The 12,918-nt window shown below is 66.8% G+C and carries 9 protein-coding genes and 1 pseudogene; 4 read left to right on the top strand and 6 right to left on the bottom strand.

Features of this window, described 5'->3' with window-relative positions; all coding sequences use genetic code 11:
• Window positions 1–91: 91 nt before the first annotated feature.
• The 3 genes from otnC to VGD44_RS13060 form a co-directional block, all read right to left on the bottom strand.
• Window positions 92–730, bottom strand: a complete 639-nt coding sequence (gene otnC, locus VGD44_RS13050) for a 3-oxo-tetronate 4-phosphate decarboxylase (protein WP_331087677.1) — start codon at window positions 728–730, stop codon at window positions 92–94.
• Window positions 727–1,989, bottom strand: a complete 1,263-nt coding sequence (gene otnK / locus VGD44_RS13055) for a 3-oxo-tetronate kinase (RefSeq protein WP_331087679.1) — start codon at window positions 1,987–1,989, stop codon at window positions 727–729. The genes otnC and otnK overlap by 4 nt, the downstream gene beginning before the upstream one ends.
• A gap of 89 nt (window positions 1,990–2,078) precedes the next feature.
• Window positions 2,079–2,747, bottom strand: coding sequence for an aspartate/glutamate racemase family protein (locus VGD44_RS13060; protein WP_331087681.1), 669 nt, complete (start codon window positions 2,745–2,747; stop codon window positions 2,079–2,081).
• Between VGD44_RS13060 and VGD44_RS13065 the strand changes: the two genes are divergently transcribed.
• A complete protein-coding gene (locus tag VGD44_RS13065; RefSeq protein ID WP_331087683.1) occupies window positions 2,746–3,030 on the top strand; it encodes a hypothetical protein in 285 nt (94 codons plus the stop codon). The two genes, VGD44_RS13060 and VGD44_RS13065, sit on opposite strands and share 2 nt — an antisense overlap.
• Window positions 3,031–3,286: 256 nt before the next feature.
• Window positions 3,287–3,448: pseudogene (locus VGD44_RS13070) on the top strand (dihydrofolate reductase); the annotation flags it as partial.
• Window positions 3,449–4,289: 841 nt separating this feature from the next.
• Here the strand turns inward: VGD44_RS13070 and VGD44_RS13075 are convergent.
• The 3 genes from VGD44_RS13075 to VGD44_RS13085 form a co-directional block, all read right to left on the bottom strand.
• Complete coding sequence (locus VGD44_RS13075) at window positions 4,290–5,681, bottom strand: peptide MFS transporter (protein WP_331087685.1); 1,392 nt, start codon at window positions 5,679–5,681, stop codon at window positions 4,290–4,292.
• 162 nt (window positions 5,682–5,843) lie between these two features.
• Window positions 5,844–7,124 (bottom strand): cytochrome P450, encoded by a 1,281-nt coding sequence (locus VGD44_RS13080; RefSeq protein WP_331087688.1) that lies wholly within the window; start codon window positions 7,122–7,124, stop codon window positions 5,844–5,846.
• A 61-nt stretch (window positions 7,125–7,185) separates the two neighbouring features.
• On the bottom strand, window positions 7,186–8,478 hold the full coding sequence (locus tag VGD44_RS13085; protein ID WP_331087690.1) for an FAD-binding oxidoreductase: 1,293 nt from the start codon (window positions 8,476–8,478) through the stop codon (window positions 7,186–7,188).
• A 335-nt stretch (window positions 8,479–8,813) separates the two neighbouring features.
• Here VGD44_RS13085 and VGD44_RS13090 point away from each other — a divergent pair, with 335 nt between their 5' ends.
• Together VGD44_RS13090 and VGD44_RS13095 are read left to right on the top strand one after the other, a co-directional pair.
• Window positions 8,814–10,250, top strand: coding sequence for an NAD-dependent succinate-semialdehyde dehydrogenase (locus VGD44_RS13090; protein ID WP_331087692.1), 1,437 nt, complete (start codon window positions 8,814–8,816; stop codon window positions 10,248–10,250).
• A 357-nt stretch (window positions 10,251–10,607) separates the two neighbouring features.
• Window positions 10,608–12,902, top strand: a complete 2,295-nt coding sequence (locus tag VGD44_RS13095) for a TonB-dependent receptor (RefSeq protein ID WP_331087694.1) — start codon at window positions 10,608–10,610, stop codon at window positions 12,900–12,902.
• Window positions 12,903–12,918: the final 16 nt, after the last annotated feature.

Genomic DNA, 12,918 nt, shown 5'->3' on the forward strand with positions numbered 1-12,918 from the left:
AGTGGGCCGGTCCCGAGGATCTGCACGACCGGCTTCAGACGCGCTGCGCACATTGAGCGGTGCGGGCTGTGGCCCTGGGAGAGCTCCAAGCCTAGCAGTCGTATACGCTCTTGAGCTCAGCCACATTTTCCTTGGACAGCATCCTCACTGGCAGGCCGCGCAGGAGGACGAGCAATTTTGCCGTCTCCTCCAGTTCCTCAGCCGCTGAGACCGCCGAGGAAAGGTCCTTTCCGGTGACGACCGGCCCGTGATTAGCAAGGAGCACGGCGCCATATTCCCCGCGCAGAGCCCGGATCGCATCTCCCATCTTGGCGTCGCCCGGTCGAACGTAGTCGACCAGCTTCACGCGGCCCACGCGCATCACGACGTAAGGGGTCAGCGGCGGGATGCAGTCGTCCGGATCCGTATCGCTAAGGCAGGCCAGCGCCGTCGCGTGGGTCGAATGCAGGTGAACGACGGCTCCGATTCCGGGCCGCGTTTCATAGAACGCGCTGTGCAGGAAGAATTCCTTGGATGGGCCATCGCCCGAAATGTGTCGTCCGTCGTGGCCGACCTTGCTGAGCCGTTCCGGGTCGAGGAATCCCAGGCACGAATTGGTCGGCGTCACCAGGATCCCGTCATCGACGGCTGCGCTGATGTTCCCGGCGGAGCCGACGGAGAAACCGCGTTCAAACAGCGAGCGCGCCAGGCGCACGATGTCCTCGCGGATCTTGATTTCAGACGCGTTCACCTGGCCTGCAACCTTTCCAGCGCCTTGGCGAAGAAGTCGGCAGCGCCGAAATTGCCCGACTTGAGGGCCAGAGCGATGGGCGTCTCACCGCTCGAGAGGAGAACGGGAACGCCGGGGTCGATCTCCTGGCCAATCGTCAGCGCGCCAAGGTCAAGGGCCGACACCACCGCGCCGGACGTCTCGCCGCCGGCCACGACCAGTCGCCTCACGCCCGCCCGAACCAGCTTCCGCGCCGCATCCGCAAAAAGGGCGTCGAGCTTGGCTGCGATCTCTTCGCGGCCATACTTCGCCTGCATCGCTTCGACGTTTTCCGGCGCGCTGGAGGAGTAGGCCAGCGGGGCGTTCCCGTGATGGCGCGCAACGAACTTCACGACGTCCTCGGCGGTGGTCTCGCCGCTCATCACTTGGTCGACCTCGATCGCCATCGTCGGATGGTCTTGCTTGTGCAGATCGATTTGACGTCGCGTGGCGCCGGAGCAGCTTCCGGCCAGGATCGCCTCGGGCCCGTCGGCTCCGATCAACCTGCCCGCCTCTCCGGACGCCAGACCGCGCCGAATGAAGTTTCCCGGCAGGCCCATCGCGACGCCTGACCCGCCGGTCACCAGCTTGTGGTCGGCGACCGCTCGTCCGATCGTTTGCAGGTCTTCATCGGATATCGCATCGACGACCACGAGCGTGTCGCCGATCTCCGAGAGAGCGATAGCGAGGTCGTCCGTGCCCTTGCGGACCGTATCCAGCGCCACGTGTCCTACCGGCGACCGGGACTGGTGGCCCAGCCAGCGGCGGACGTCCGGGTCCGTCATCGGCGTCAGCGGATGGTTCTGCATGCCGGATTCGCTCAGAAGACGATCATGGACGAACAAGTGCGCCATGTAGACGGTGCGGCCGGCTCCGGGAAACGCAGGACAAACAACGACGCCCTTCACCTTCAGCTCGGCCGCCAGCGCCTCGGCCACCGGCCCGATGTTGCCCGCGCGGGTCGAATCGAACGTCGAGCAGTACTTGAAGACGATCTGCCGACAGCCTTGAGCCAGCAGCCAGTTCAGGGCGGCCAGGGATTGCGCCAAGGCCTCCTGGACCGGAATGGTTCGGCTCTTCAGGGCGACGACACCCGCCTCGATCTCGACCGGCGCAGCGGTGGTCGGCACGCCCAGGAACTGCGCCGTACGCAGGCCGCCCTGTGGCGCGACGCCCTTCGCCAGCGTGTTCGCGACATCGCTGGCGCCGGTGAAATCATCGGCGATCACGCCCAGGAGCACGTGTTCCACCTTCTCGGCCGCGCGGGCCGCCCTGTCCTGAGCCCTTCCCGGGCTGCCTTGGTCTGGCAACGGCGCGCCATCCGAGCCGCCTATCCTTGAGCAGGTTCCGGAACGCGCGTGCGCGGGTTCAGCGCTGACGCAACGTGCAGCACCCCGAGCTTCGGACTGGTGAGCACTGGGATCGCTTCTCCATCGACTCCCTTCAGCGCGTTCGCCATGGAGGCCTGGGCCAGGACAACCACGTCCACGCGGTCCGCCAGCGATGCGAAGCCGTCGCGGACCAGGGCGTCGTGCGCCGCGGCGTCTCCGCTTCGCAATTTGTCGAACGCGCCCTCGCACAGATGAGCGTCGATCTCGACGCTGAGCCCCCTCGCCCCGGCGTGGCGTTGGATCAGGCGACGGGTCGGATCCAGCGTAGTGCTCAAGGTCGCAAGAACGCCAATTCGGCCTCCGCGCCCTACCGCCTCCATCGCCATGCCCTCGTCCACGCGGAAGACGGGGACGTCGCACAGCGGCGCCGCCGCATCGACCGCAGGACCGAGCGAGGAACAGGTGACGAGAACCGCCGAGGCGCCCGCGTCCCGCGCCGACCACACCAGGGTCGCAAGCCGCCGCATGGTCTGGGCCGAAAGCGACCCTTCGCGGATCGTGTTCCCGAGCAGGCTCTCATCCAACATGTTGAAGGCGCGCCAACCGGGCAGGTGCTGCCCCACGAGGTCATTGAAGACGGGTACGACCCCGGCCACGGTGTGGATCATGGCCAGCGCCGGCCGCTCATCAATGGGTGTGGTCATCGCGCGCCTTTCCCCGAACTCGGATTTGACCCTGTCGGTCGGGCGGCTTTCAGCTCTGTCGCGTCATCGAGGCGACACCCAGCAACTGCCACCCGGCAATGGCGATCAGCCTACCCCGCGTCTGACCGAAGATTTGGCTTTAGTGACGTCGCAAACGCTACTTTCGGCCGCTGTGGCGTCTTCGATCGACGATCTCTGCTCACGCGGCCGCGCGGGTGCCTCGAACGGAACGCGGCCGCGCGGTTGACTATCTGGATGTTGATTATCATGAAGATGGCTGACGGCCAACCGCTGTCGTCCAGTTTGCGCGATCGCGAGCGACTGCCTCCCTGAAGCCGACCCCCGCGCATGAGGGGCGGCGAGCGGCCACTCGGCGTGGGCCTCAAGTACCGGTTCTAGGAGAGCGGGTCGTGGGCGCCTGCACGAGCGGGCTCGCGCGGCTTGTTTCGGAAGGCCGGCGCGCTAAACGCCTCCGATGCCCGCCACCCCTCTCCGCCGGCCCCATCGCCCGGGCCCGCAACGGGGTGATCGGCAAGGACGGCGCCCTGCCCTGGCGGCTGAAGTCGGACCTCGCCATCTTCCGCGCCGTGACCTTGGGCAAGCCGGTAATCATGGGCCGCAAGGCCTGGGAGAGCCTGCCGAAGAAGCCCCTCCCCGGCCGCACCAATTCCCCGTTATGGGCTGCTGAACGGACGGCTGCAGTACACCGCGCCGAACGAAGCCTGGAGCTTCGCCGCTTACGGCACGAACCTGCTCAATAAGTTCTACCTGATCGGCGGGGCGGGCTTCGGCCACAGCTATACGGCAGGCGCCGAGGAAATCGACCCCGGCCGTCCGCGCGAGTACGGCGTGGAAGCCCGTATCAAGTTCTGATCACAAACGGCCGCGCTCCCAACACCGCGGCTGGGAAGGCCGCCGACCCTCAGCGGGTCAGCGGCCTTCGCCCTTTCGGGGCTTGAGCACCACTGGCTCGCCGCGATTTGCGTCGATCAGCCGTCAGCAAGGGCTTGCTCTTCCGCGGCCATAGCGCGAAGCGCTGGGAGGTTCTCTTGGACGGCGCGCCGAACAGACGATCAGGCCGCGGCGCATTATGCCTATATCATCGCCGGCAGCTGGAATGCCTACGATGGCAAGCTCATGTCCGCGGCCAGCGGCAATGCTCACCTGAAGCTGGAGGGCTAGGGCGTGGGGCGCTCGTGCACAGGGCGTCCCACCGCGGGAAGTACTCATGCTCGAAGTCCCACACACTCCGCTAACTGATTGATTTACTTTAGATGATTCTCTCTCGGCCATCGAGTGTGTAAGGAGGTGCGTAACCGGCGCCGAGAGTCGGACGAGCGCAGGCAGCCGGTGGTGCATCCCAGCGAGGTGGTACTCCTGCTCGTGCGCTTCGTAGTAGCAGAACTTGACGCGGCTGGCGTCGACGGCCGCGTCATCGGCCACTCACCCAGCTTTGCCGGACTGGCGGCTTCCTCTCCTCGTGCCGGCCGAACAATCGGCCGTGAACTACGGGCTCTGCGGCTCCATTTCTATCGCCACGCTCGCGGGCGTCCCAAAGGACCGACGGAAGGTCCCGGCAAGACCAAGCAGCAGAACCCCGGCAAGCGCGGCCGCGATGGCGTGAACAAGCCAGAACTGGGCTGGCGGCAATAGCTCGTAAAGCGCGCCTATGCGGCCGGCGAACAGGCTGCCGAAGAAGATGGAGGTCAGGTAGAGCCCGATCAGCATGGCGTTCAAAGCCGGTGGCGCGACCCGTGAGACGAGCGCCACCGCCGTGGGCGCAAAGTAGAGGTACCCGATGTTGGAGATCGCATGGAAGGCGATCGCCCACCCGAGCGCAGATCGCGAGCGGCCCCCGTCGTGCATGCCTGCAGCCGCCAACACGAGCACGGCTGCGGCGAACGCGAAGCAGCCCAGCGCCATCTTGCCCAGCTCATCGGGCTCCTTGCCGCGTCGGGCCTGGGCCTTCCAGATCCAAAGGACCACGGGCAGCAAGGCTGCCGTGAAGAAAGAGTCGACCGACTGCATCCAGGGGACCGGGATCTGGAAGCCGCTGACGTTCAGGTCGAGGTGATCCCGGGCCCAAAGATTGTAGGTGTTCCAGATCTGGGTCTGAGCGACCCAGAACAACATGGCGACAGGAAGAAGGCCCAAAACGCCTTGGACGACGCGGCGCTCGCGTGCCGTGAGCTGGGTTCGTTCGCCCTTCGGCTTGCGTGGCGGATCGGGCGGGAGGGTGCGGTTTCCGGCCAGGTAGACCACCACCCCGACCAGCATTCCAAGCCCCGCGAACCCGAAGCCGTAGTGCCAGCCCGCGCGCGAGGCCAAGGTCCCGGTGATCAGCGGAGCGATCAACGCGCCGGCGTTGAGCATGGCGTAATAGATTTGGAAGCCGAAGGCGCGTCGACGGTCCTTGCCGTCATAGAGCGCGCCCACCTGGGCGGCCAGGTTCCCCCGGAAGAGGCCCGCGCCCAGGATCAGCAGCAGGAGCGCGATCAGGAACGTCTGGTCGAAGACCATGCAAGCATGCCCCGCAGCCATCATCAGGGCGCCCGCCGTGACGGCGGCGCGACGACCGATGAGTCGATCTCCGACCAAGCCTCCCGCGACGGGGGTCAGATAGACCATCCCCGCGTAGAGGCCGAAGATCTGCGACGCGAGCGCCTGGGTGCTGAGCGGCCCGGTCACCGTGAATATGGCGGAGCGGAAGGCTTCGAAGCCGATGATGGTCTCGATACGGCCTGGCCTGAACAACTGCTCTGCCATGAAGAGCACGAGCAGAGATTGCATCCCGTGGAACGAGATGCGGTCCCAGAACTCGGTGGCCGCGATGACCCCAAGGCCCTGCGGGTGGCCGAAAAGCAGCGTCTTGCGTGGCCCGTCCGCGCCTTCAGGCATGGCGGCTCCTCCTCATCCGCGCTTGAAGCAAGCTCCAGCCGGCTGATCCGCGCGCACCGGCGCAAGGACGCGCGCCGTGCGGCGCCGCTTCACCGCTGGGGTGTCCTGGGGAGCGCTCTTCCGTCGCGGGTTGGGGGCGGGCCGCTCCAACGGTCATGCGCGCTATGCCGTCGTGCGGTCGATCACGACGGGCATCGCCTGTAGCTGCCGCATGGTCGAGCGATCGAGCCAGGTGTACGGGCCGTCCGTCAGCGCGAGCGTGATGTCAGGCCTGACGAGCGCTTCCACCACCACCTGGGCGAACATGCGCGCCACATTGCGCCCCGGACAGATGTGGCCCCCTCCGCCGAAGGTGGCGTCTCCGCGCTGGGGCCGGTCGAGCCGGAAGGCCTCGGGATCCGGAAACGCTTCGGGGTCACGATTGGCGGCGGCCCAGAGCATTACGATCGGCGTGCCCGCCGGAATGCGGACCCCGTCGTGTTCGATTTCTCCGAGGGCGTACCTTTGGGTGACGATCACCGGAGGCTCGAGCCGGAGTCCCTCGAAAGCGGCGGCGGGGACGAGGGTGGAATCTTCGCGCACCCGGGCCAAGGCCTCAGGGTTTCGCAAGAGGGCATAGATCGTGTTGGCGGCGGCCAGCGCCCCCGTATGGAACCCGTCGATCAGGTTCGCGGCGAGCATCATGCCGATGTTCTCGGGCATCACGCCGCCCTCGTCGGGGTCGTCGGCGATGTCGAGCGCTTCCAGTTCGTCGGCCATGGCGTCCACGAGCGCATTGCCGCCCGCTCGGCGGGTCCGCAACACGGCTCCAGCGACGAGGTCCAGGTAGCGCGCCGCGGCCTGATCGGCGGTTACCAACTCGTCGTGCTCCTTCTTGAAGTAGAACATCGGCGAGATCGCACGCACGACCTCGACGACCTCGGCCTGTTCAGCTTCAGTCATCCCCAGGAGCGCGCCCCAGAAGCGCGCCGTCAGCCGCTCGGCAAAGTCGAACTCAAAGTCGATCGCCCCGCGTCCGGCGCTCTCGTCGAGGAGGTCCCCGACAATAGCCCTGGCCCGAGGGACGAGCCGCGCCACGACCTGGGGCATGAAGTGCCGGGCGAAGATGTTGCGCGTCGGGCCGTGGAGCGGCGGGTTCGTGGTGAAGACCTGGTTGGTGACGAGGCGCGCAATCGCCGCGCCCACCGCATCCGTCGCCGGCGCGTCGTGGACGCTGGCGCGGGAGCGGGCCATCAGGACGCCAGGCGGCGTATTGCCCGCCTCCGGATGGGCCGCGATGCGGCGAACGTCGTCATTGCGGAAGGCCACGACGCTGCCCGCTTGGGTCCGCAGCAAGCGCAGCTCGGGACGGGCGAAGAGGACCTGGTAGGCCTCGCCGAATCGGTCCCGGCCGTCGAGGAATCCGAACGCGGAGATGTCAGGCAGGTCGGCGATTTCCGTCATCTGTGGTGTCCGTTGCCGGTAGGAAAAAGCGCGCGCCCGGCGGCGCGCAGTTGGGTAAGGATCAGTAGGCGCCCGGAAGGACCGGTGGAGGACTGTAGTAGTGGGCGTAGCGCTCAGTGGCGCCCGCCAGGAGCTCGCTCGCCGACAGGCCCTGGGGGAACCTCGCCGGCGACATGCGGGAGAGATCGAAGCTCGGCGCGCCGCGAACGACCCAAGCTGCGATCTCCTCCCCCAGTGCGGGCGAGATCGACAGCCCCCCGACGTTGCAGCCGGCCAAGAGGTAGAGATTGTCGAGGCCGGGCGCGGGACCGACAATGTGCTCGCCGTCGATGGTCATGGTCGGCAAGCCGCCGCGATGCTCCCGGATCGGCGCATCGACGAACACGGGGAATTGGTCGCCCACAGTCGCCGCCAGACGGCGCAGCACCGAAAGATCCAGCTCCAGATCCTCGACGCGGAAGTCCACAGGCGTCTGATTCAGATCAAGGGGCCGCGGATCGCGCTCGTAGCCGCCGAGCATCAAGCCGCCGCGGTCGGGGCGGACGTAGACGTTCACATCGATGACGCGAACGATCGGCTGGTCGTTGCCGACGCCATCGATCGGCTCGGTCACCATCAGCTGGTGGCGCATCGGGACCATCGGAGCCTCGGAGCCGGCAAGTTGGGCGAGACGTCGAGCCCAGGCGCCGGCCGCATCGACCACCGCGTCCGCCTCGAATTCACCGCGGTCCGTCAGGACTCGCCGGACCTTCGCGCCCTCCGCGACGAAGCCGTCGACGCGCGTGTGCGGGTGGAGCTCGGCGCCGAGCTTGGCCGCGGCGGCCGCGTAGCCGCGCGGCACCTGCGCCGGCTCCAGGAAGACGTCGGTCTTCAGATGTGTCGCAGACAGCACGCCGGTCGGACGCAGGAACGGCATGCGCTCGCAGGCCTCCTCGGGGCTGAGCGCCTCGATCGGAAAGCCCAGCGACTGGCCCCAGGCCACGGCCTTCTCGAGCTGGACGCGGTGTCGCTCCGTCCGGGCGATGTTCATGCTGCCGGGCTGGTAGAGTTCCATCGGCTCGCCGGTTTCGTCCGCGAACGCCAACAGCTTCTCGACCGAACGCCGCGCCAAGGTCGACATGACGATGTTGCGCCGCAGCTGTCCGCTCAGCCCGGCGGCGCGCGGGGAGGTCTGCGAGGCGATCTCGGCCTTGTCCAGCAGAGCGACCGAGCGGCCGGCCCGGGCCAGGTGGAAGGCTGCGCTGGCCCCGAGCGCGCCGGAGCCGACCACGACGACGTCAAAACGCGGCATGAGCGTAGGCTTCTCCGAGGCGGCCACGATGATCGGCGTCGTCTTCGCGACCGGTTCGGACACGTGGCGCGAGAGCGCCCCACTGTTGTCGGACCCTCAGGGAGGCCGCCAGGGCCTGCACGAATACGGGAACCGAGATCGGCGGCGCGAGGCCAAGCGAGCACTGCATGTGATCCTCCCTCCCGTCGCGTCCTGTTGTAATAAAAGCTATATCGATGTTCGCGCCGTGACAAGCCGCTGTCCCTTGCGGCGCTGAAAACGACGCGCCGGGACCCGCTCCCCGCAAGCACCGCCCCTCGGGGACCGTCGAGCAGGTCCCTTGATGAAGCGTGGCATCTCTGTTAGCAAAAACTATATTCTGTTGTTCGCCGACGCGCTTGAACAAGGGACGACGCGCCATGCCCTACCCCACCATCGCAATGAACATCGACGGCGAGTGGGTGCGGGAGGGCGCGGCGGGGGCCCGCGATGTGTTGAACCCCGCGGACGGACAGACCGTGGGCTCCGTGCCGCTCGCGGACGCCGCGCAGCTGGACGCCGCCGCCGAGGCCGCCAAGCGGGCGTTCGCGAGCTGGCGCGGGACCAGCCCTCGCGACCGATCCCGCCTGCTCCGGGCGGGCGCCGAGCGGATCCGCGACCGCGCCGAGGATCTCGCCACGATCATGACGCTCGAGCAGGGCAAGCCCCGGCTCGAGGCCAAGGGCGAGCTGCTCGTCTCGGCCGACGTCCTGGACTGGTACGCCGAAGAGGGCCGGCGCGCCTACGGACGGATCGTCCCGGGCGCCTCCAACGTCCGACAACTCGTGACCCACGAGCCCGTTGGGCCCGCGGCGGCGTTCACGCCCTGGAACTTTCCGGCGCTCACGCCGGCGCGCAAGATCGCCGCAGCCCTCGCCTCCGGCTGCACACTCGTTCTGAAGGCGGCGGAGGAGACGCCCGCGACGGCCATGGCGCTCGTCGCGGCGCTCGTGGACGCCGGCCTCCCGCCGGGCGTGCTGCAGCTGGTGTTCGGGGACCCGGCCTTCGTGTCCGAGCGCCTCATCGCAGCCCCCGAGGTGCGGAAGGTCTCGTTCACGGGGTCTGTGGCGGTTGGGAAGCTCCTGATGGCCCAGGCGGCGCAAGGCGTGAAGCGAACCACTATGGAGCTCGGGGGCCACGCCCCGGTCATCATCTGCGATGACGTCGATCCGGCCCGCGTCGCCCGCCTGCTCGTCGCGGGAAAGTTCCGAAACGCCGGGCAAGTCTGCATCTCACCGTCGCGGTTCTACGTCCAGGACGGAGTCTACGATGCATTCTGCGAGGCGTTCGTGGACGGGGCGAAGGCGCTCATCGTGGGCGACGGCTCGAGGGCCGACGTGACCATGGGACCCCTGGCCAACGATCGACGTCTCGGCGCGATGGAGGCTTTCGTCGAAGACGCCCGCGAGCGTGGGGGCAAGGTGCGGACCGGTGGCGCGCGCGGCGCCAACGGGGGCTATTTCTTCGACCCCACCGTCGTCACCGACCTCGCCGATGACGCCAGGCTTCTGATCGACGAGCCGTTCGGACCCGTCGCGCCGATCGCTCGGTTCGGGCGCCTGGAGGAGGCGCTTGCACGGGCAAACAGCCTTCCCGTGGGGCTGGCGGCCTACGGGTTCACCAACAGCAACGGGCGGGCGATGACGATCGGAAACGAACTCAAGGCCGGCATGGTCGGCCTGAACACCCTCGCCGTATCGACGCCTGAGACCCCCTTCGGGGGGGTGGGCGAAAGCGGGCACGGACAGGAAGGCGGGCTCGAAGGGCTCGCCGCGTACCTCGACGTGAAGTTCATCGCCCACGCCGCGGAGGCGTAGCGCGCACCCCTCGCCACCGGGCGAACGCGATCCGCGGCGGCAACCCGGCGGGATCCCTCGCGCGACCTCTTGGACCCGCCCGTCCCAACAGCGCTCCCGCAGAAGGGCTCCCCGCGCCACGTCTCATGGCTGATCGAGAGGCGCGTCGCCCGCTCCAGTTGCGGCTCTGAGAACTATATATAGTAAAAAATAGCATCGTATCGCATCGGATTTTCGGCGAGTTGACAGACCGCGGATTCTGATCGAAGCATGTTGACCTAGTAAAAACTATTTCGCAGGGGCCGCGATGAGAGCTCCGTTGCCCTGGGGACATGGGAGGGCCGAATGACCAGCCGAACAAAGTTGATGTGCGGAAGCATGTTGAGCGCCGTCATGGCGCTCGGAGCGGCGCCGACGGCTCACGCCGCCGACGCAGCCGCGCCGGAAGGCGACACGATCGAGGAACTCATCGTCACGGCGGAACGCCGCCAGGAGAACATGCAGCGGGTCCCCATCGCCATCACGGCTCTGGGCCCCGAGGCGGCGCGCATGCTGCAGACGTCGGGCGATATCGCCAGGTTCGTGCCGAACATCCAGAACGAGCAGGCCGCCGGCTTCGGGAACAATCGCCTGGGTATCCGCGGCATCGCCCAGGGCGACTTCAACGGCAGCTCGACCACCACCAACATGGTCTATCTCGACGACCAGCCCATGAACGCCCAGTACGCCCAGGGCGTGCCGCTATGGGATGTGGCCCGGGTCGAGGTTCTGCGGGGCCCGCAGGGCACCCTGTTCGGACGCAACGCCACGGGCGGCGCCATCCGCTACATCTCCCAGATGCCGGGGACCGAGCAGGAAGGCTATGCTGAGTTCACCTACGGCAACTCCAACGAACGGGAAGTCCGCGCCGCGCTGACCCTGCCCATCAACGACGCGGTTCGCGCCCGGGCCTCGATCATCAGCCATAAGCGGGACGGCGACGTCTACAACATCACCCTCGACCGGCACGAGAACGCCGAGGATTACTACGGCGGTCGCCTCATCGTCGAAGCGGATCTCAACGAGCAGATCAAGGCGACCTTCAAGGCCCAGTACCTGAACAGCACCGTCGGCACGGTCGGCTGGAAGTCGACCCCGGGCCTGTCGACGTCGAACGGCCTCGGCATCGGCCTCAACGGTTTTGAGAACATCGGCCAGGTTCAGGCGGCCTACGGCTACAAGAACCTGGGTCCCGGGTCCGATTACAAGATCATCGAGACCGACGGCGACAACGTCGAGCACATCCGCCACCTGCCGCTGTCCCTGAACGTCGATTGGGACCTGGGCTTCGCGACCCTGACCTCGCTGAGCGGTTTCCTGGACGTCGACATGGTCGGCACCTTCGACAGCGACAGCTCGCCGGCGCCGATCGTGAACGTCTACGAGCAGTTTGCGCTGAAGCAGTTGACACAGGAATTCCGGCTGACCTCCAACGGGGATGGTCCGTTCAAGTGGATCGCCGGCGCCTTCTATATGTTCGAGAGCAACGCGGACAAGCTCTCCGCGGACGCCACCGCCCGGTGGGTGAACGTCGCGTTCCCGAACGCCAACGCCGTCATGTACCAGCGCGAAATGGCGCAGAAGCTGCACACCTACGCAGGGTTCCTGCATACGACCTATCAGGTGACGCCGAAGCTGATGGCCACGGTGGCGGCGCGCTACACGTACGAGAAGAAGGACGCCTTCTACGCGTTCCGGACGCTTTACGAGTTCCCCACGACGGTGGGCGGCACGTCCTTCGAGTACGCGGACTTCCGGAAGGCCATCAAGTCGGGCGCCTACGGGCCCATCCTGCGCCAGGCGAATCCGGCGACGGACACCGGCGAAGACAGCTTCTCAGAGCTGACCTGGAAGGTGGCCTTGAACTATCAGGTGACCGACCAGACCATGATCTACGCGCTCGCCACCCGGGGCTTCAAGGGCGGCTCCTTCAAGCCGACCGCCAACAGCCGCGGGGATCTGGTCGCCGACCCGACACAACCCATCAAGGCGATCCGCCCGGAGATCGTCCTCGACTTCGAAGGCGGCGCCAAGACGACCTTCTGGAACGGCAGGGCGCGGGTGAACGGGGCGGCCTACTACTACAAGTACGACGATTACCAGACGAACCAGCTGGTGAACGGCGAGCAGACCTTCACCAACCTGCCCGAGGCGGAGCTATACGGCGCCGAACTCGAGCTGGAGGTCATCCCGGTTTCGAACCTGAACGTCGTGGCGGGCTTCGGCTACGCTCACTCGAAAATCACGAAGGTCATCGACCCGACGCTGCCGGACAACGCCGCCATCATCGGCAACAAGCTGCCCTTCGCCGAGAACTTCAACTTCAACGGGGTGGTCAGCTACGACCTCGAAACGAGCTTCGGCACGTTCACGCCGGAGCTGAGCGTCAAGCACTACGGCAAGTTCTACATCGACAAAGAGAACAGCCGGGCCATCGGCGACTTTACGATCTTCAGCGGCCAGATCAGCTACAAGTCGCCGAACGAGAAGTACTATGGAATGCTTTGGATCAAGAATATCGGCGACAAGGTCCGGCCTATCACGATCGACGACTTCAGCGAAAGCTTCGGGTCCGATCAGACGTATGTGAACCAGCGTCGCAGGTTCGGCGTCACCGCCGGCGTCCGCTTCTAGACGGCGTCGGAAAGGG

Source organism: Phenylobacterium sp. (assembly GCF_036402295.1).
In the GTDB taxonomy this organism is placed as follows: domain Bacteria; phylum Pseudomonadota; class Alphaproteobacteria; order Caulobacterales; family Caulobacteraceae; genus Phenylobacterium.